This window comes from Paenibacillus terreus (genome assembly GCF_042138595.1).
Classification (GTDB): Bacteria; Bacillota; Bacilli; order Paenibacillales; family Paenibacillaceae; genus Paenibacillus; species Paenibacillus terreus.
The window spans coordinates 172243-191843 of sequence record NZ_JBHIRX010000007.1 but is presented as its reverse complement, the minus strand read 5'-3'; the positions used below and the strand labels follow the sequence as shown (position 1 = coordinate 191843).

The following is a 19601-nucleotide window of genomic DNA, read 5'->3' as shown; positions in this document are numbered from 1 at the left end:
CCACAACCATCAATACCGCAGTCTCATCAAGAGCGATTTCAGTTCTTCGTCTTGCATCCAATCGGGCGCGTATCTGCGTGTGATTGCAGTCAGCGCTACATCGTGGTGGAAATATTCCGTAAAAAAAGTGACGAATGGCTGAGCCTTCGTCCGGATCGCCTGCCAGCTCCCCTGCTCCATGCCTGCAAACAACACCTGGTCTCCGTCCGTAACAAGCAGCGTAAAACGCTCCAGATGTTCATGCTCAGCAGAGGGGCACAAAACATGCAGCTTCGAAATACTGACGAGCGGTTCATCTTTTCCCGTAACGAGTGCCTCAACCTGTACGCCTTCCCGCTCCTTTCGTTCCAGCACCGTTGCGAACTCCGCGAATTCGTCGCTCCACATGGAAAGCACGATAGACTTCTGCGCCTCCTCCACCATCTGCTTGCAATAAGCCTGAATGGAGGCGTGCGATTTCAGGCTCCATATTTGGTCATCCCGATAGGTTTTGCGGACGCCAGTCTCGCGCAGCTCCGCTATGTCTCGTTCGAATTCGCGCTTCAGCTTGTCGATGACGCTATCCATAGGGAGCGCGGCATACAAACGCTTCTTGCCAGATAGTGCATCGAGCACGAGGCCTTTTTCCGCCAGACGGGCTAACACTTCGTAAATTTTGGCCTTGGGAACACCAGATAATTTGACAACAGTCGTTGCATCCAGCGGTTCTCCTCTCTGAACGAGCGCTTCATAGACTTTGCTTTCATATTGTGAATAGCCGAATTTTTGTAGCACTGCTGTATTACTCCTCCTTAAAGGGGACTTAATCCACAAACAATGTTTCCCTTCATCCATCTTACTCAAGTGCTAACAGGGCGAATACTCGGTAAGATTTGCTGTCCACCCAAAAGCGGCAGCTTCCGTTCTGTATATAAAACAACAAATAATCGAGCAGCGTCTTTCCCGCATGGACCATGGCGCACGGATTGCGAATTCGCATCCGCGAATAAAAGAAACAACAGGATGTCGTACAATAAAATCCGCAAGGTTATGCATGAATGACCTCATTAAGATGGATTATAGCTGAATTATACCAGACCTCGAAACGTACTATCAGTCGTTTTTGACAAAAAAACAGACCACTCGCAGCATTGCCACAGGCAGACGCAGGTCCTTGGGAAGCTACAATCGGCCTAAGCGCTTACGAATCCATGCCGTTAAGAAAAGAAGAAGGCCGAGAAGCATGTAGAAAAAATCGAATATGACATGACTTGTTCCCAAATATTTTTCGAAGGCGTCAACGCTGGAAGTTCTCCACATACACATCACCAGCGCAAGCATGCCAATTGGAAACACAAGCTGGCGGTATTGATTGAGCCTGAACAACTGACTCGCACCCAGAGCTGCCGTGTACAAATAGGTGGTTAACTGAATAAAGGTTCCGGGGAGCCAAACGATCAGCAGTAAAGCGTCGAGGTGCTGGATAAACTTACCTATCCCTATATACCGAACGACTTCAATAAACGGATAGTTCAATGTACTGATATGCTTGCCAAAAAGAAAGACGGACACGAGGCCAGAGACAGACAGTGTAAGCATGATACCAAACCAGGTTAATAATACGTACACTATCGTTTTCCTCTGATTCGACACGAATGGAAAGTATTGCCCGATCATCAAATATCCGGCGAACCAGCTAAACGGAATAATGGCCCCCTCAACGGACGGAGCAATCCCTTTGCCCATAATTGGTAAAATATTATTTGCGTCCCATTCAGGAATCGACAACAAAATCAACAGTCCGAACACCAGGAACGTCAGCGGCAGGAACAGCTGTGCCAGCCGCCCCAGAACCTCCACGCCTCCTCTGACGGCATAAGATATAAGCAAAACCATACTTCCTGTGGCGACAAGGGTGGGTGTTTTTTGCATAAAAACGGCTGAAATGAAGTCGCCATACTCTCTCAATATAACGGAGGTCAGATTAATACCGTAAAATACAACGGCAAGTCCCACGGCTTTGCCAAACCAGGGTCCGAGAAGCCGCTCGCTATACTGGATTATGCTTTCCTTCGGAAATATGCGGGCGAGGCGGAGCACCATAAGAACGAACAGCAAACCGGGCAGGTGAGCCCAGATCGGTGATATCCACAAATCGTGTCCGGCTTCCTTCCCCGTTATTTTCGGGATATACAGGATTCCGTCATAGGCAGCTACCGAATAAAAAAGCAGACCTAGCTGCGCTGCGGAAATCTTTCCTTTCTCCACCACAGGAAACCCCCTCCTCACTTCAACCCGGCAGTCAGCGGATTGAATAGACTGTTCAACATTTCGATCGGGCCTGGAATATTGGGAAACAGAAGTATGAGCATAGCCATGAACCATGCGACACCTGCGGCGGCGATCAAGGACACCCGTTCTCTCTTTTGCTTATCACCCAGACCGCGCCATTCGGCCCAGATCATCAAAGCGGTTGCGAACGTTGTTCCTGCCACATTCAACCAAGTCACTTAGCTCAACACCTCTTTTCATGATTAGCCGACTGGCTCATTGTTCATCCCAATTTGGCGGATCTTCACCTTGACCATTACATTGGTTTGAATCGAAGGATAAATTCGCCTCCACCGGTCTTGTAAATGCTGCCACTCCCGGGGATTGCGGCGGTTGATTGCTTCGCCGAAGCCGAAAATATCGGTCCCCAGCCTTTGGGCCTGCTTTATTGATGTCTCAACCTTATTGCGGATATTGTCGACCTCCGCATTCTCAACATAACGAATAAATTTCGTATCAGACGTTTTGAAACGAGTCGTATTTTGAACAACACTCATCTCGGTTTCGATCAACATGTCCATATGCGGCGTTTCTCCCTCCAGTTTAGGAACCAGCCGGGTGCTGGAAGAGATGACTTTAAGGGAAATGAGCGAAGAGAAGGGCCGCTCCAACCTCACCGTATCAACTTCACCCTCAACTTGCTTCAATATCCATTTCATTCCCGAGAATGACTTGCCTTGAATCACTCCAGCCATATGATCGCGGGAGAAGACAGCATAACCTTTTACATATGGGACACTCTTCTTGCCGTCATGCGTAGTATCAGCATAAGGAATTATAGCCTCTTCTGAAATATTGCCGAGATGCTGTACCAGGCGGTTTAGCGTTATCGGTCTGCCAAAAAGCCGCCGGGATTCACCACCCAGAAAATCCGCTTTGGTCTGTTCAAGCGGGGAGGCGGATGCAAGAAAATCCCGTGCTGCTCCCTTGCAGACGAAAGGCTCAACCTGCAGGCGGATATTGTTGTCGCGAACGAGATAATCCAGCTGTTCGCGAAACTGGCTGCGGGACAACGCCTCTCCCACAACCAGCATTTCAAGCTGCCCCCAGTAGACGGTGCGGGACAGCTTGCGCTGCACCCTTGAGGCAGCATCCGCCGCCGTAACTCCTGAAGCGGACCAAATCAAAGTCGAGCCGTTGCCTTTGGAGCTGCTGTTGCTCTTTTGTGTCTTACTCCCTCCCTCCTTGGGGATGACAATCTCCAAGGACAATTCAATCATTCCATCGTTCTTGCGGTCCAAACCTGCTGTCGTCACAATCGCCAGATCATTGACTTCCATTCGATCCCAGCATCCCGTCGTAAATATTAAAACAGTCACCGCCATCACAAGTAATAGCTGCTTAGAAGCTTGCATGCAGGTAAAAGTTAACCTTCTGTTCATATGACGTCACTTCCCGCCTCCTCTGCGTGAGCCCGGGTTTTGTCCCCGTGCCAGTCGATGACGGTTCTTCAGACTCGTAAAACCGGGACGCCTTAACATTTTCCAGAGATGGGCACGAATGATGGTATCCTTTATTTCATTTGGCGTAAAAGGTGCAAACGGGGATAAAAAGGGGACGCCATAAGAGCGCAGCATGCACAAATGAGTAGCAATGGCGATAATGCCAAACATTACGCCGAGCATGCCCAGTGTCCCGCCCAGCACGATGAGCGGCAGCCTCAACAGGCGAATGGCGAATTCCAAAGAATAATGTGGCGCTGTAAATCCCGCAATACCCGTGAACGCAATAATAATGACGATCGGAGCCGACACAAGTCCTGCGGATACGGCGGCTTCTCCCACAACCAGCGCACCGACGATGGTAACAGCCGAACCGATTTGCCTAGGAAGACGGAGCCCGGCTTCACGCAGCACCTCGAACGCGAGTTGCATCATCATGACTTCCACGAAAGTCGGAAACGGGATTTCCTCACGAGCGGAGGCAATGCTGACCAACAACTTGCCAGGCACCATTTCATGATGAAAATTTAAAATCGCGACATACACTGCCGGAAGCACCATGGATATGAGAAGTGTCCAGTATCGCAAAAAACGCAATGAACTTGAATATATTGCTCGGTTGTAATAATCGTCAGAGGCCTGGAGAAGCGTTGCCAGCGTCGCAGGGACGATCAGCACATCGGGCGTGCCGTCGACCAGCAGAACAACGCGGCCTTCGAGCAAGCTCGCTGCCGCGATATCGACCCGTTCCGTAAACTGCTGCTGCGGAAACGGTGAGTATGGATGATCTTCTGTCAGTTCTTCTATGTATCCGGTTTCCAGTACACTGTCAATATCGATACGCTCAAGCCGGCTCTGCACTTCATGTATTAAGGAAGGTTTAGCCAAGCCGTCGATATAAACGATACAGACTTCAGTCCCTGTATATCTTCCAAGTGTCAGCGATTTTACCTTCAGTTTGACGCTCTGAATTTTGCGCCGTAACTGGGAGAGATTGGTCGTGATCGATTCGGTGAAACCTTCGCGCGGGCCCCGCAACGCCGTTTCAGTCTGAGGCTCTTCCACATTGCGCTTGTCCCATTGAGCTATTCCGAAAACTAAAGCACCGGTGCAACCATCAACAAGGATCATGGGATTTCCTTTGATCAACTGCGCGGCACATTCCTCAGCAGACGCAAACTCATCGACAGAAATGACAGGTAAAAGGTTGAGTTTCACAGCCTGCAAATCGTTGACTGCAATGTCCCCTGCTTCCATGAGAGGCCTCAGGATGCTGTTGTCAATCTCCTGCCTGTCCGACATACCGGGAATATAGATAAGTTCTGCCCTGACCGTTCCTCCGATCAAAAATGACCGAAATGAAATGTCGTCGGCTTCGCCTAATGCTTCTTTAAGTGCCTTTACATTGACGTCCAGCTCAGCAACCAGAGCAGTACGGTCTTTAGATTCGTTATTGCCATCCGAAGCAGAAAATCGTGTCTGCATCCCCCCTCCTCCTGTCATCAATTCTGTTTACGGTATTAACATATCGTTATTTTAACCAAAGTGGTAATTATTATCCCGTCTTTTACCAGCCGCTCAATCCATGTTCCTCCAGCAAAATAGTTTTTTAATAGCAAAAAAAAGAAGGAGTTGCTCCATAGAGGGCATCATCTCCTGCATTAAAAGATTTTTTTATCTCTTTTTAAACTCTATTTAGTCGCTTTCCAAATCGTCCATCTGTCTTTTTCAATGATTGGCGAGCCCGCCTGCCATTGTAATTGTCGCCCGATATAACCCACAAGGTCTGCGAGCTCCTCGTCGGTCAGCTCATGCAGCAAAGAACGGCCCGTGCGCTGCAGCAGGTCGTCGGATAACTGTTCGGGTTCATTGTAAATTTTCCGGGTCTCCCAAAACTGATGTTCTTCCACCTTTGTAAAGCCTGCGTCCCGCAAGCTATTCATCACCACATCACTTGCATAACGGCGTTTAACCTCTTTGGCCGATAATTTTGGATAACGCTCAAAAAAGTAACCGCGAATATGGGTACTACTCCCAGGCAGCAAGCAGTCTTCCGGTGTACGGTTTTGGATAAGCAGTACTCCGCCTTTGCGCAGTAAACGGTTGCATTCCAATAAACACTGCTTCAAACCGGGTTCATCCAGATGGTGAATCAACGCTCTTTGCAAAATCAAATCATATCCGTCACCCGGTAAGCCCGTTTCGAGTGCATTGCCTTCAACAAACTCGATATTTTCGATGCCTTGGCAATGGATCCGGGCACCTGCGATCACCTCTTTCGAGAAATCCAGACCTGTGACATGACCAGCCCCCAATTGCACCAGACCTTTGGTATAAATACCTCCCCCGCAGGCCAGGTCCAAGGCCTGCTTACCACTGACTTCTGCAAGCTCACTAATTTTCTCCAGCCAGCTGGCATCCACTTCCCGGCTCGCATAGGTGAAACGGTTTCTCTCCGAATGAAAATCGATTGGCATAGCAGCATCCCCTTTATCAGATGATGACTCTTCCATTTTGCCTCTCTCTGCCCGATTCCGCAAGCTTCCGTTTCTTCGCTTTCTTAATCACTCTGCCAATCCATCAGGATTTCCGGCCTCGACCAACGCTTTGCTCCGCAGCATAAGAAGGCTCTCAATCAGGAGAAGCACCCCGGTTCCCACCAGCAGCCATTCAATCGCAATCATATCGGAGATCGGGCCAAAAGCCAGCATTCCGAGCGGCATCATGCTGCTGCTCAGCATCCCGTAAACGCCGTATACTCTGCCCAAATAGTTCTCCTCCACCTTCTGCTGCAGCAGCACATTGGAGGGGGTGTTAAAAAATGGCATTGCAATTCCGAAAATGCCCATGATCACGAGGTACAGCCAAAAAGCAGGAACAATGCCAAGCGCAATGGTACTGAGGCTGATCACCAGGCAGGAAAGCACCATCGTATGAACCTTGTTTTTTAAGCCTCCCCAGGAAGCCATCAGCAGGCCGCCTGCCATCATGCCGATCGAAAAGACGATTTCAATGGCGGTCAGACGCCATACATCATTGCCAAAGCTTCGTGTCACCTGTAATGGAGTCAAAAATGCGGCCGGCGAAACAAGGATCATAAAAAAGGCTATAAATATAAAAAAGGTTCGTACATAAACGTGGTCCCTGATATAAGCAAAACCGATACGCATATCTTCAAAATAGCTAATAGCCTGCTCCTGCCCGGCTTTCTCATGGGATTGTACCCGCACAAAAAATAAGAGGATTGAAACCCCAATAACCGCCGTAATCACATCGATAAAGAAAATGAATTCAATAGGAGCTGCCGTCATCAAAGCGCCGCTAAGCATGGGAGACAGCAGCATGACAACTGACTGCAGACTGCTCAAAATCCCGTTCACTTTGGTAAGCTTGTCCCCTGGTACCATTTGCGGCAGCAATGCGCCGACCGTAGGTGTCTGTACGCCCGTTCCCAATGCACGTATCCCTGCTACTACGAAGAGCAGCCAGGTCGAATGATAGCCTGCCAGAAACAAGATCGCGAGGACAAGCGTCGAAAAGGCGATGGTCGAATCGGACCATATGATCAGTTTTTTCCGGTTGTAGCGGTCCGCCCAAACGCCTGCAAATGGCGATAGAATGAAGGTGGGCAGAAAACCGCAAAGAATATAAAGGGTCATCATGATGCCTGACTGGGTATTTAGCGTGATGTACCACATAATGGCATACTGTACCAGTGATGATCCAAATAGAGATATCGTCTGGCCAGATAAGAAAAGCGCGGTGTTCCTCTTCCAGTTCCTGTCCGAGTTCATCAGTTCTCTCCTTAGCAATTGGATTTTGTCTCTGTCATTGACACATCCAGTATATAACACAAACCTTGCCAACTGCTTGTCAATAAAAAAATCGGCCCTCGCCAGCAAAGCAGCGGGTCTCGATCATTTCCGGAACGCGTCATCATCTCATCATGCCATTCATTCAGCTGACGGATTGTCACTTGCTAAAAATGGATTGATATGTTAGCCTGTTGTTAATTCACAATGAACGGAGGGTTACGTGTGGTAGATCAGTTTATCCGGGTTAGAACGTTTTGCAAATGAATATTGCAAACCTCTCTGCTTGTACGCGGAGAACCGGGATTGGTCTGCCATTTTTTAAAGGTAACCTTATATGTACTGCATACATTGAATCAGGGCTGTAATACTTATGGATATCAGAAAGTAGCTTTCAGCCCGCCTTTAAGAAACCACTCATGGATAAAGAATATAGTGCCTGATATGATAGGAAGATGATATGCCTCCTGCCGCTCAGGCCGAAGTCGTTCTTCATCCAATTGGACCTCGTATCCTGCGGTGAAGGAGCAGTATCTCCTTTCCCTTGCAAAGGTTCTCCGCGAAACAGTAACACAGGCAGACAGCCTGTGTTTTTTTGTGCTTGTTTTCAGGTTTTCCTATTTCGATTTTCAGGATAAGGAGGGTTACGTGTGGTAGATCAGTTTATCCGGGTTCGCACGGTGTACAGCTGCTAAGACAAAAAGCCGTTGGCTTTGCTGTGTACAGAGAAACTCAGGATAGGTCTGCCCTTTTTTACAGGTAACCTTCTTTATATCCAGGAAATAATTGCCCTTGTGAACGACATCAACCGCGCCTTAGTCCGGCTCATGGCGGTATTCTCTTCAACCGACGCATCTTCCGCTCCCATGCCGTGGCATGTCCGTGACCTGCCTGGCTCGTTCGCGAATCCGGACATTTCCTGCGTTTCCCTTCCACACAGCTCAGCCGATCGGAATCTTATATCGCTGAGTAACGGAGGGATTCATTCATGCACAAACAACGACAACGAAAAGCGGGAACGCAGAGCATTGCGGAGATACCCGCAGTGAGGGGGCAGCATCTGCTGCACCATCAACCGGTCATTCATGAAATGATCGAGCTGGCGGGAATCACTGCCGCCGACGTGGTGCTCGATTTGGGTGCCGGCCGCGGGGCCATCACCATGCCGCTTGCAGAGCGGGCAGGCAAAGTGCTGGCTGTCGAGAACGATGACGCCTTTGCGGCGGTCCTCCGGCAGAAATCAGCCCCCTGTCGCAATGTGTCCGTCATCGAACAGGACATCCGGGACACGTATTTGCCAAAGGAACCGTTTCATGTGGTCGCCAACATTCCTTTTTTTATCACAACACCTATTTTGGAAAAGCTGCTTGACCAACCCGGCTCGCCATTCCAGGGCGCGGTGCTGATTGTGCAGCACGGGGCGGCCAAGGGCCTGACTTCAAGGATGTTCCGCAGCCCTCGGCTGCTCACATGGCGGATGTGGTTTGACCTTGAGCTGGTGAAAGTTGTGCCACGCAGGTATTTTTCACCGCCGCCCCGCGTTGACGCGGCCATTCTCCGTATCCGCCGCCGCAATACGCCTTGGGTGGAAGCCAAGGACCGGCATGCGTTCGAGGGTCTGGCGGAATACGGGCTTGCGTATCCGGAAATGCCGGTGTGCGATGTACTGGCCGGAATTTTCACGCCCGTTCAAATCAAGCTGCTGCTGCTGCAACTAAAGCTGGACAGAAGAATACCTGTATGCTCCCTGCGGGAACGGGATTGGGGCGTCATTTTTCAGACGATGCGCGAGAAAGTGCCTCCTTACCGCTGGCCCAAGCGAGGCAAAAAGAAGAGAAGCTCCAGATAAGTACGGTTATATCGTCCGTTTGAACATGCTCCGCTGAATAAACTTAGGCATATTATGTATACAGGTGATGCCATATGCAAAATAATGACGGGTTGTCGAGCTGGGAGGATTTCGAAAAGGAAATGCTGGAGCGGTTTCCTTTTTTGCCGAAAAACTTTACACATGCCAATGACGACAGAAATCTCTCCTGGGTAGGCGATTTTGTTCAAAAACAGCTTCAAAAATCCATGTCAACCGATTTCAATATTCCTATCTTTGGTAAAGTAAAAAACGTGATGAGCTGTGACCTTCACGAAACACACCACAATCTGATTGTCCGATTGCCCGTTCCAGACCAGGTTGCAGCTGATCAAACTAAAGTCTCGGTGAATCGCAACAAGCTGCGGATCGTTTCACCGAGCGGCGAGACACAGGAAATCCAGCTCAAAAAACAAGTGAATCCCAAACGAGCCCGCGCAAAATATAAGGACGGGGTTTTGGAAATCCAATTGCCCAAGCTGCCGGAGTCCAAAAATTTTAGCGATATCTTTATCGAAAATGAAAACGGGAAATAAATCCCCCATGTTTGTGACGAATGGCCTGGCGCATGCGCACGAGTTTCATGCATTGACATCCATCAATCTGGGGCACCAACATAGCATCTATATTTTTACGTATCCCGTTAATGGAAATGCAGGCGATTTGCACTTTCATCGTTATCATGGCATCACGTTTTACCGGGATCAGCATTTCCATACATTTGACGGTTACACCGGCCCGCCTATCGCATTGCCTGACGGATCTCATGTTCACATGATTGACGGCGTTGTCGATGACGAGCCGTTTGAATTTGAAGGACAATACTATAAAACCCTGTTTAATATCCCGCGACATCGCCACGATTTTCGGGGGAAAACCGGTCCCCCCTTGGGTTACGAACCTGCCTGTTGGTGAAAGTAATCGATATATTGATCCGTCGCTTGCAGAAGATCATCCTTTAAACGCCGCTCAACCTGTTCATGAACATCCGCACCCGCTTGCCCTTGACTCATATAAAAGGCTAGGCGGTCCTCGACTTGTCGGGTCATGTCGTCCTTGATGGATTGCAGCTGATCGGCCGAGAGGTTCACGTTACGGTGGCTTGCTTTCTCGGCGAGCAAGGAGGCGATGTCCTCTTCTATGTACCGTTGCACTTCAATTTTAATGGTTTTGAAAGTTGAATCGCTTGGATTCCCGGGGGTCTGACCAAGATTGACATCCTCCGTATGTTTGCCGACTGTCCATAGATCCTCAACGGTTCCTTGATCAGTAGGACTGATTCCGATGATCAGGGTGCCGTTGAGGTTCTCTACTTTCAACTGCTCAAAATTGTAGTCTATTTTTTCGATATGCTGCCTTGGTATGGATTGCAGCTCCTGGAGCTGCTTTTTCAGCGTCGAAATTTCATTTTCCAATTGAAATAATTTATCATGCTGCCAACGCAAGGCATGATGGATTTGTTCCAGCCAATGATTTGAGTAATGTCCCGACAATGGGCCTTCCCCCTTCCCTTTCTTTATCAACGTATGCTAATCCATCGCCCGCCTTGCAATGAATTAGATGCATAAAGGCATGTCCGTCGTACGGATCAACTGAGCCCGGTAAAATGAAAAGAATTACCGGACTCTCCTTCAGCATGGATCTGCAATGACCGCCCGCTTAACCGTTAATCTTTGGACAAAAGATGCCTGATATGCTTGGTGCGGTTCTTGGCGTCAAGCTTCACGGTGTTGCCGATTTGCAGCCCTGCGGAAGTTGAAAGACCCACGATATAAATATTGTTCACACCAATGCAAGAGCTTTTATTTTTTTGTGTAAAAATGACTTGTTCATTGATTTCGGGGTAGGGAAACGGTTGAGCGAACAGAGGTATATTCGTCAGCTTTCCCTCATCCCCCCAAAAAACAGGAACTTCGCGTTGTATAGCGAGTACCTTTGAATCGGGAAAGATACCCCAAACATCCCCTACATGAAGAAAAGAGGAATAAATCACCAAACTCACTTTCAACTGATTGACACAAGATGTCCGTATCATGGTCTACATCGCAAATGGAACAAGCGGCCCGATAATGAGGGATTCCGGCGGAGTATCAAACATGGAGGAACATCGAATGGAGCCGGTATCCCCAATTAAAACGACCGACGAGCTGCTTACTCCCAAAATTTTAATGTTGTCAACCAGGATTTTATCATTTGTCACATCCAAGCGAATTTTTTCCTTCACTCTTTTCAACACCTTTCCCCTTGTCATTCTTGGCCTCAGTCGGCTTAACCATATGTACTGTGTAGGTTGATCATCGGCCGGCAAAAGGGACCAACGGCCTAGCTGGAGCAACTGGACCAGCTGGACCAGCTGGAGCAACCGGAGCAACTAGACCGGTTGGAGCCGTTGGACCCGTTGGACCAGCTGTCGGAGCGGGGCCGGTAAACCCTCCGGTATTGTACAGATTGGATAGCGATTTTATGATCCCGGCCGTTCCGATTTGCAGCACGGAAGAATTCGAAATACCGTTGATGCGGAGGCAACCAATTGTAATGGTCTGCTGTACTTTTATCATTAAGCCACGGTCCCCCCCTTGCTGATCGCATCATCGATAACATCAGGATCAAAGGTTTGGGTCGCACTCAAGCCGTTGTTCGTAACTGGAAGATCCCCAGTATTGAAAGATCCCGAGCCTGCAAATGTTTTCGATGAGCTCTGCGGAGAAATGACCAGAGCATCGCCAAATTGCACCACTCCACTGGAACCAACGCTAACTATCTTTATGTTCCCGACGATTGCAGGCATGCGCTAGACACCTTCTTCCTCCGGTTCGTCCCGTGTTTAGGATGGATGTTATGCTCTTGGATAAATAACCATTATTTCAACCCTTACATTTATATGGGGTTAAGCGTCTTTTCGTTACGGTTTTTGATGAATTGCATGCAACGAACAAACCGTTCCACATTTTAGCGTGAAGATGAATACTCACACATGATTTTCTGCCTTGTGGGAATAATGGAACCGTTCTCCTTTGGCGAACGACCCAACTCATGAAAAAATTCAGGTGACCTACATGATTATTACAGCGGTTGAAACCTATCCACTATATTACAGACTGCCCGTTCCTTATGGGGATGCCAACGGGTATAAACGCTACCGTTCCCTCTTTCTGATTCGTATTCAGACCGCCTATGGCCTGTCCGGCTGGGGTGAATGCTCGGATTGGCTGCCAACGCTTCACATCGGCTTCCGGGACCGCATCATTCCGTTTCTGCTGGGCCGAACCATATTGGACAGAAGCTTGATCGAGAAAACAGTGGCCAGGTGGCATCGCAGAGCTGCTGCAGCCGTCAGCATGGCTCTTGCCGATCTGGCCGCCAAGGCTGCGGACATTTCCCTGTGTGAATACTGGGGCGGCAGGCAGCGGGCGGAGATACCGCTCTATGCCTCCTTTCAGTCCTATCGTGAAGCACTCGATTGGCAGGATAGCTCGCTGCGTGATGTGGAAAAACAAGTGATCGCAGGCTTTAATCTCATCAAGGTCAAAATTGGCGGAAGATCCACAGCCGAGGACCAGCAGCATATACGCATGATTCAGGATTATTTCGGCTCGAATATCCGGATCGCTCTCGATGCGAACCAAAGCTATCTGCCCCACGCTGTACTGGAATGGAAAAAAATGATGGATTCGTATGCCAACTGGATGTGGCTCGAAGAGCCTGTATCCCTGAATCAAACGGAAGATTATGTCCGCCTCAGAAACACGCTGGCTGTACCGCTGTCCGGTGGAGAAAATATACGGGAGACGAGCGGTTATCTCCCCTGGCTTACCAACAGGGCGCTCGATTACCTGCATCCTGATCCGGTTCATCTCGGCAGCATTGAGGCCTATCGAAATACACTGCAGCTTGCGCGGGTATTCGGTATGGCGGTATCTCCCCATAGTTATGACGGACCGCTATCCAGAATCTTTGCCATCATGGCTCAAGCATGCCTGCCTCCCTGTGGCAAAGCCGACTTCGGACCCATTGAACCCGTCGAATGGGACGCCATGGACAATCCGCTAAATGACATTTTCGTGTTACCACGTAGAGGCGGCCTGTGCCAGGTGCCGGAAAAGCCGGGCATCGGCGTTGAGCCGGATATGGACAGAATCCGCTTCTATACCTGGGATGGGGCCGTCTATTCCTGAAAAGCAGATGCAAAAAAGGATATCCATCGCCTGCATCGGCGTGGATATCCTTCTTTATCTCTGTTATCAGGATACGTGGAATTGGCGTCCATCGTTTACTTCCTCTACATAACCGGCCCGGATCACAAAGTCGCCAAAACGCTCGCCCTCATGGCGTTCCTTGGCATAACGGTTCATGATCGGCCGCAGCTCTTTAAGAATCTCAGCCTCTCCGATGTTCTCCTTATACAGCTTGTTCAAGCGGTTGCCTGTAAACCCTCCGCCCAGGTACATATTGTACTTGCCAGGCGCTTTCCCGATAAAAGCGAGCTCGGCCAGTGCTGGACGGGCACAGCCGTTCGGGCAGCCGGTCATGCGGATCACAATATCTTCATCACGCAGGCCGGCCTCTTCCAGAATCGACTCGATTTTAGACAGCAGTGTCGGCAAATACCGTTCCGATTCGGCCATCGCCAGGCCGCAGGTCGGCAGAGCGACACAGGCCATGGAGTTTCTGCGCAGAGCAGAATAATGGATGCCGTCGGTGAGCCCGTATTCACTGATTAACTTCTCGATTTTTTTCTTCTTTTTTGGCCCGATGCTGCCGATAATCAGGTTCTGGTTGGGAGTAAGCCGGAAGTCGCCGGTGTGGACCTTGGCAATCTCGCGCAGTCCGGTCATCAGCAGGTAGCCCTCTTCGTCCTTGATTCTGCCGTTCTGGATGAACAGGGTAAAGTGCCATTTTCCATTGCTGCCCTGCACCCAGCCATACCGGTCTCCATTGCTGTCAAAATGGTAAGGGCGCGCTTCCGCAAGATTCCAGCCCAGACGGCTGCTCAATTCCTGTACGAGCCAGTCGAGTCCGCGGTCATCAATGGTATATTTGAAACGCGCGTGCTTGCGTACCGCCCGGTCCCCAAAGTCTCTTTGAATGGTTACTATTTTTTCCGCGACCTCAATCATCTGCTCAGGCGTACAGAACCCGATCACCTTGGACACCTGCGGATACGTTTTCGGATCACCATGCGTCATGCCCATGCCGCCGCCTACGGAAACATTAAAGCCCTGCAGCTTGCCGTCCTCCACGATGGCGATGAAGCCCAAATCCTGTGAGAATACATCCACGTCATTGGATGGGGGCACTGCAATGCCGATCTTGAATTTGCGCGGCAGGTACACCGCACCGTAAATCGGCTCCTGTTCTTCCCCTTGCTCCCGGCTGTCCACGACCTTCTCCCCGTCCAGCCAGATTTCATGGTACGCTCTGGTGCGCGGATCCAGATGTTTGCTCACCTTGCACGCCCACTCGTACACCTCGCCATGAATATCGGATTGGTGAGGATTCGGGCTGGCCATGACGTTCCGGTTCACGTCGCCGCAGGCTGCAAGCGTGCTCAGCAGCGCATCATTGACTTCGCGGATCGTATTTTTCAGATTCCACTTCAATACGCCGTGCAGCTGGAAGGATTGGCGTGTGGTCAGACGGATTGTACCATTGCCGTATTTATGGGCAATCCGGTCCATCATCAGCCACTGCTCGGGAGTGACCACACCGCCGGACGCCCGTACGCGCAGCATGAACTGATAGGCCGGCTCCAGCTTCTGCTTCGCCCGTTCATTTCGCAGATCCCTGTCGTCCTGCATATAGCTGCCGTGGTGCTTCATCAAGCGGTTATCATCCTCGGGAATGGACGCGGTAATCGGGTCCTGCAGCGTCTCGGCCAGGCTGCCCCTGAGATAGTTGCTGCGGCGCTTGATATCTTCAACATCGCTGTGCGGCCGATCATGCGGCGGATAAAATTGATTTTGTGCCATGCTTGCATCTCCTCTCGTAATCATGGGGGCTGTTGTCTAATATACGTCCCGCTGATAACGTTTTTCCTGTTGCATACGAATCAAATATTCCGAGGCTTGCTCCGGGCTCAGCCCGCCCTCCTGCTCCAGGATGGTTCCAAGAGCGGCATGGACGTCATGCGCCATCTTCTTCTCATCCCCGCAGACATAGATATAGGCGCCTTCCTGCAGCCATTGATAGAGGTCGTGGCTCTTTTCCAGCATCCGGTGCTGGACATACACCTTCTGGTCGCTGTCCCGGGAAAACGCCACATCCATCCGGGTAAGAACACCCTCCTTGAGCCAGCGCTGCCATTCCACCTGGTACAAAAAGTCCGTGCTGAAATGCTGATCCCCGTAAAAGAGCCATGTTTTTCCTTCAGCCCCTGTTTCCTCCCGTTCACCAAGAAAAGCCCTGAACGGAGCTACGCCCGTGCCCGGTCCGATCATAATGACCGGAGCGTCCGGATTCTCCGGCAGCTTGAAGCTTGGATTATGCTGAACGTACACCGGCAGCTTGTCGCCAGGCTGGACGCGCTCCGCTAGCTGTACGGAGCATACACCATACCGGTTCCGTCCTTGCGATTCATAGCGCACGGTCCGCACCGTCAGATGCACTTCATCCGGGAATGCCTTCGGACTGCTGGCGATCGAATACAGACGGGCAGGTATTTTACGCAGTATTCCTGTAAATGCTGAAGCAGGAACCCCCCTCAGGCTGTAATCCTGCACCAGATCAAGCAGGTCTCTGCCTTCGATATAGCTTCTCAGCTCCTGCTCCTTACCCGGTTCCAGCAGCTTGGAAATTCCGCTGTCAGGAACGAGCTGCGCCGCCTGCTCCAGCAGGGGTTTGGTCAAAACCGTAATTTCATAATGGCGCAGCAGCGCATCACGCAGCGCCAGTACGTCGCCGTTTTTCAGCGTGACGGATTCTTCCGCCTTCCAGCCCATCGCATCGATCAGTTCGTCCACCAGACGAGGGTGGTTTTCCGGATATATGCCCAGGCTGTCTCCTGGTTCATACTGCAGATTGGATCCTTCCAGAGAAAGCTCGATATGGCGGGTTTCACGGTCCGAGCCGCGGCCGTTCAGATTCAGATTTTCCAGAACATCCGCATGGAAGGGATGGGTCCGTGAATATTCCGTTTCCACTCCGCTTCTAACAGCCGAGCCTGCAGAAATGGGGGTGACCGCCGATGCGGATGCCTGCCCCAGCTCCTGAACCACCCGGTTCATCCATTCCGCTGCCGGTTCGTCAAAGTCGACATCGCAGTCCACACGCGGCACGATCCGCTTGGCGCCAAGCTCCTCCAGGCGCTTGTCAAAGTCTTTACCCGTCTGGCAGAAAAACTCATAGGAAGTATCGCCCAGCGCCAGTACGGAATAACGAAGCTCCTCGAGCTGAGGGGCCCGCTTGCTGTGCAGAAATTCATGGAAGGCTATCGCATTATCCGGCGGTTCGCCTTCGCCGTGGGTGCTGACGATAATCAGCAGGTTTTGCAGCTTTTTCAATGTATTGGGCTTGAAATCCCCCATGGAGGTCACCGTTACCTGGAAGCCTCGGTCTTCAAGCAGCTTGGCCGTCTTCTTCGCCAATCCGCTGCTGTTGCCTGTCTGGGATCCGAAGAGAACCGTGGCCTCCTTGGATACGCTTGCCGCGGCCGGGAGAGAAGCCTGAGAAACCGCTTCAGCAGAGGTATTCGAAGCCACGGCACCCTGAAGAGCCGTGAGATATCCGCTCAGCCAGATCCGTTGTACCGGTGACAGCGTAGGCAAAACTGTGTTCAGCAATTCCGCTTGTTCCTGATTAAAAGGGCTATTAGTTACTTGTAATTCCAACGATATCCCACCTCGCAAAGCTGCTGTAGTATGAATTCCTAGTATTTTGATCCAAATTATTTTTCGCTCTATTGAACCTATCACAGCAGGCGATACAGGTCAATTATATTCATCTTATATGTTTTATCAATTCTGCTGATAAAAAGGAAAGACCCGGGCCAATAAGAGGTTCCATCTCTCCGCGGTTAATTTTGCTTGCTAAGCTCCATATTGCATATTAAGATAGATGTGAACATATGTTCCTATGATTGTGTGTAGCCAATTACGAGAGAGTTTGCATAGAAAGGAATGGAAAGTACGATGAATACGCCCCTTTGGACGGATCTGCCGGATGGCATTGCTGTACATGTGCCGGTTGAATTCAGCTTTCAGGAGAACTTGAAATACCTCTCCAGATCGACCAATGAATGTATGCTGGAGATCCGTGACGGCAAAGTGTATAAGGCCATTCAGGCAGGACAGGAAGTCGTGATGGTTGAAATCGGTCCGGATAAGAGCGGCGGGCTGCATGTCCGCTTTTTGGAGAAATCAGGCGGCATAAGCAGTCAGCTTCGAGAGGATATTGCATTTTACATACGTGATTGGTTCGATCTGGATAGAGACCTTGCCCCTTTCTACGAGACGGCCCAATCGGATGCGCTGCTGAGCCAGACGGCCAAATCGTTTTACGGCCTGCGTATCATGGGAATTCCCGATTTGTTCGAAGCCGTCTGCTGGGGCATCATCGGTCAGCAGATCAACCTTGCATTTGCCTATACATTGAAAAGAAGGTTTGTTGAAGCCTACGGCAGCTCCATATTATATGAAGGGGAGCCATATTGGATTTTCCCCTCCCCCCAACGGATTGCGGCTCTGACGGCAGAAGAGCTTAAACCTCTCGGCTTCACCGCCAGAAAAAGCGAATATCTTATTGAAACAGCCCGCCTGATCGCAAACGGACAGCTCAACAAGGAGCAGCTCTTGCGAGCAGGCAGCATCAAAGAAGCGGAGCGAATGCTGACCTCCATCCGCGGCATCGGCCCCTGGACGGCCAATTATGTATTGATGAGGTGCCTGCGCTTCCCGTCGGCTTTTCCAATTGATGATGTAGGGCTGCATAACTCCGTAAAAGCGCTGCTCGGCTCTGAACGCAAACCGACCAGGCAGGAGCTGCTGCAGCTGTCCGCCAACTGGGCACCTTGGGAAGCTTATGCCACCTTTTATTTGTGGAGGGTGCTGTATTAGTCGGTCCAGACCTCATTTGCCGTTTCAATTACAAGCCGGATTTTGTCCCACTGCTCTTCCTCTGACAGCAAATTGCCTTCCTCAGTCGAGGCAAAGCCGCACTGCGGACTAAGACAGAGCTTCTCTATGTCTACGTATTGAGCGGCTTCGGCAATTCTTTCCTTAAGCTGCTGCTTGCTTTCAAGCCCCCCATGCTTGGTCGTGACCAGCCCGAGGACAACGAATTGATCGTGGATATGGCGCAAAGGCCGGAAATCACCCGCACGCTCATTGTCATACTCCAGGAAGAAAGCATCAACCTTCGCCTGCGAGAACAGCTGCTCGGCAATAGGCTCATACCCTCCTGCCGCAAACCAGGTGGATTGATAATTTCCGCGGCACACATGCAGTGCAATGACCATATCCTGTGGCCTATCCGTAATGCTTTCATTGATCAGGCGCACATAATCTGCGGCAAGCCGGTCAGGGTCCATGCCAACCGATTGCAGGTGCTCCCGGTGCCGCTCGCTGCACAGCGTGCCCCATGCGGTATCATCCAGCTGCAGATAACGGCAGCCCGCATCGTAGAAGGCTTGAACGGCTGACCGGTACACTTTGATGATGTCGCGGTAAAGCTCTTCCTGATCGGCATACACTGCATTTCCGTTATAATACTGGACGAAATGGAACAGCGACGGAGAAGGAATGCACATCTTCGCAACTGCCGTAGCTCCTGCCAAGGCATGAAGCTGTTTGAAATGCTCCACCATGGGATGATGGTCAAAGGAGATTTTATCCATGATCTGAAAGGATTCCGCCCGTGACCCTGCTTCTGGCCGTCCGGCTCCCTGGTTGAGCAAAATTTTCCGGGTACCTTGAATCCCGAGAAAGAAATCAAGATGCCACCAGGAACGACGGAATTCGCCGTCCGTTACGGCCTGCAGTCCAATCTCCTTTTCCATGCTGACCAGCTTGGCGATTTCCTCATTTTCCGCATCTTGCAGCTGCTGTTCTGTTATTTCTCCTTCTGCGAAACGGCGGCGCGCCTCTTTCAGACTTTCAGGGCGAAGAAAGCTGCCGACGATATCATACCGAAACGGCGGTGTATTTCGCTTGCTCCCTGTAATAGATATTGGCATAT

At 50.5% G+C, this 19601-nt stretch carries 20 protein-coding genes; 5 read left to right on the top strand and 15 right to left on the bottom strand.

Annotated features, from left to right (window positions below; all coding sequences use genetic code 11):
* Positions 1-9: 9 nt before the first annotated feature.
* From ACE5KN_RS14895 to ACE5KN_RS14865, 7 genes are all read right to left on the bottom strand, one after another.
* Complete coding sequence (locus ACE5KN_RS14895) at positions 10-774, bottom strand: TrmB family transcriptional regulator (RefSeq protein ID WP_375523925.1); 765 nt, start codon at positions 772-774, stop codon at positions 10-12.
* 387 nt (positions 775-1161) lie between these two features.
* Positions 1162-2250 carry a GerAB/ArcD/ProY family transporter gene (locus ACE5KN_RS14890; protein ID WP_375533099.1) on the bottom strand — a complete coding sequence of 363 codons (1089 nt, stop codon included), beginning with the start codon at positions 2248-2250 and terminating at the stop codon, positions 1162-1164.
* Positions 2251-2264: 14 nt separating this feature from the next.
* On the bottom strand, positions 2265-2489 hold the full coding sequence (locus ACE5KN_RS14885) for a hypothetical protein (protein ID WP_375523923.1): 225 nt from the start codon (positions 2487-2489) through the stop codon (positions 2265-2267).
* A 24-nt stretch (positions 2490-2513) separates the two neighbouring features.
* Complete coding sequence (locus ACE5KN_RS14880; protein WP_375524019.1) at positions 2514-3665, bottom strand: Ger(x)C family spore germination protein; 1152 nt, start codon at positions 3663-3665, stop codon at positions 2514-2516.
* A gap of 33 nt (positions 3666-3698) precedes the next feature.
* The gene (locus ACE5KN_RS14875) at positions 3699-5237 is read right to left on the bottom strand and encodes a spore germination protein (protein WP_375523922.1); all 1539 of its coding nucleotides are present in this window, start codon (positions 5235-5237) and stop codon (positions 3699-3701) included.
* Between the two features lie 206 nt (positions 5238-5443).
* Entirely contained in the window at positions 5444-6265 is an 822-nt protein-coding gene (locus tag ACE5KN_RS14870) for a class I SAM-dependent methyltransferase (RefSeq protein WP_375523921.1), read from the bottom strand.
* Positions 6266-6316: 51 nt separating this feature from the next.
* The gene (locus ACE5KN_RS14865) at positions 6317-7546 is read right to left on the bottom strand and encodes an MFS transporter (RefSeq protein WP_375523920.1); all 1230 of its coding nucleotides are present in this window, start codon (positions 7544-7546) and stop codon (positions 6317-6319) included.
* Between the two features lie 1006 nt (positions 7547-8552).
* Here ACE5KN_RS14865 and erm point away from each other — a divergent pair.
* From erm to ACE5KN_RS14850, 3 genes are all read left to right on the top strand, one after another.
* Positions 8553-9413 carry a 23S ribosomal RNA methyltransferase Erm gene (erm, locus tag ACE5KN_RS14860; protein ID WP_375523919.1) on the top strand — a complete coding sequence of 287 codons (861 nt, stop codon included), beginning with the start codon at positions 8553-8555 and terminating at the stop codon, positions 9411-9413.
* Positions 9414-9535: 122 nt separating this feature from the next.
* Positions 9536-9967: an Hsp20/alpha crystallin family protein gene (locus tag ACE5KN_RS14855; protein ID WP_375523918.1), complete on the top strand. Its 432-nt coding sequence runs from the start codon at positions 9536-9538 to the stop codon at positions 9965-9967.
* Between the two features lie 7 nt (positions 9968-9974).
* Entirely contained in the window at positions 9975-10346 is a 372-nt protein-coding gene (locus ACE5KN_RS14850; RefSeq protein ID WP_375523917.1) for a YmaF family protein, read from the top strand.
* Here the strand turns inward: ACE5KN_RS14850 and gerPC are convergent.
* From gerPC to ACE5KN_RS14825, 5 genes are all read right to left on the bottom strand, one after another.
* Entirely contained in the window at positions 10325-10924 is a 600-nt protein-coding gene (gene gerPC / locus ACE5KN_RS14845) for a spore germination protein GerPC (RefSeq protein ID WP_375523916.1), read from the bottom strand. The genes ACE5KN_RS14850 and gerPC overlap by 22 nt on opposite strands.
* A gap of 173 nt (positions 10925-11097) precedes the next feature.
* A complete protein-coding gene (locus ACE5KN_RS14840) occupies positions 11098-11466 on the bottom strand; it encodes a spore germination protein GerPE (protein ID WP_375523915.1) in 369 nt (122 codons plus the stop codon).
* A 3-nt stretch (positions 11467-11469) separates the two neighbouring features.
* Entirely contained in the window at positions 11470-11643 is a 174-nt protein-coding gene (locus tag ACE5KN_RS14835) for a spore germination protein GerPD (RefSeq protein WP_375524018.1), read from the bottom strand.
* Positions 11644-11725: 82 nt separating this feature from the next.
* A complete protein-coding gene (locus ACE5KN_RS14830; protein WP_375523914.1) occupies positions 11726-11989 on the bottom strand; it encodes a spore germination protein GerPB in 264 nt (87 codons plus the stop codon).
* Complete coding sequence (locus ACE5KN_RS14825) at positions 11989-12219, bottom strand: spore germination protein (RefSeq protein WP_375523913.1); 231 nt, start codon at positions 12217-12219, stop codon at positions 11989-11991. Before ACE5KN_RS14825 ends, ACE5KN_RS14830 begins: the two co-directional genes overlap by 1 nt.
* A gap of 268 nt (positions 12220-12487) precedes the next feature.
* On the opposite strand from ACE5KN_RS14825, the gene ACE5KN_RS14820 reads away from it, so the two are divergent.
* A complete protein-coding gene (locus ACE5KN_RS14820) occupies positions 12488-13606 on the top strand; it encodes a mandelate racemase/muconate lactonizing enzyme family protein (RefSeq protein ID WP_375523912.1) in 1119 nt (372 codons plus the stop codon).
* A gap of 66 nt (positions 13607-13672) precedes the next feature.
* Here ACE5KN_RS14820 and cysI read toward each other — a convergent pair whose 3' ends face one another.
* Together cysI and ACE5KN_RS14810 are read right to left on the bottom strand one after the other, a co-directional pair.
* Entirely contained in the window at positions 13673-15400 is a 1728-nt protein-coding gene (cysI, locus tag ACE5KN_RS14815) for an assimilatory sulfite reductase (NADPH) hemoprotein subunit (RefSeq protein WP_375523911.1), read from the bottom strand.
* Between the two features lie 36 nt (positions 15401-15436).
* The gene (locus tag ACE5KN_RS14810; protein ID WP_375523910.1) at positions 15437-17257 is read right to left on the bottom strand and encodes an assimilatory sulfite reductase (NADPH) flavoprotein subunit; all 1821 of its coding nucleotides are present in this window, start codon (positions 17255-17257) and stop codon (positions 15437-15439) included.
* A gap of 288 nt (positions 17258-17545) precedes the next feature.
* Here ACE5KN_RS14810 and ACE5KN_RS14805 point away from each other — a divergent pair, with 288 nt between their 5' ends.
* Complete coding sequence (locus ACE5KN_RS14805; protein ID WP_375533098.1) at positions 17546-18481, top strand: DNA-3-methyladenine glycosylase family protein; 936 nt, start codon at positions 17546-17548, stop codon at positions 18479-18481.
* Here ACE5KN_RS14805 and ACE5KN_RS14800 read toward each other — a convergent pair.
* Positions 18478-19599, bottom strand: a complete 1122-nt coding sequence (locus tag ACE5KN_RS14800; protein ID WP_375523908.1) for a 5-methyltetrahydropteroyltriglutamate--homocysteine S-methyltransferase — start codon at positions 19597-19599, stop codon at positions 18478-18480. The genes ACE5KN_RS14805 and ACE5KN_RS14800 overlap by 4 nt on opposite strands.
* Positions 19600-19601 lie beyond the last annotated feature (2 nt).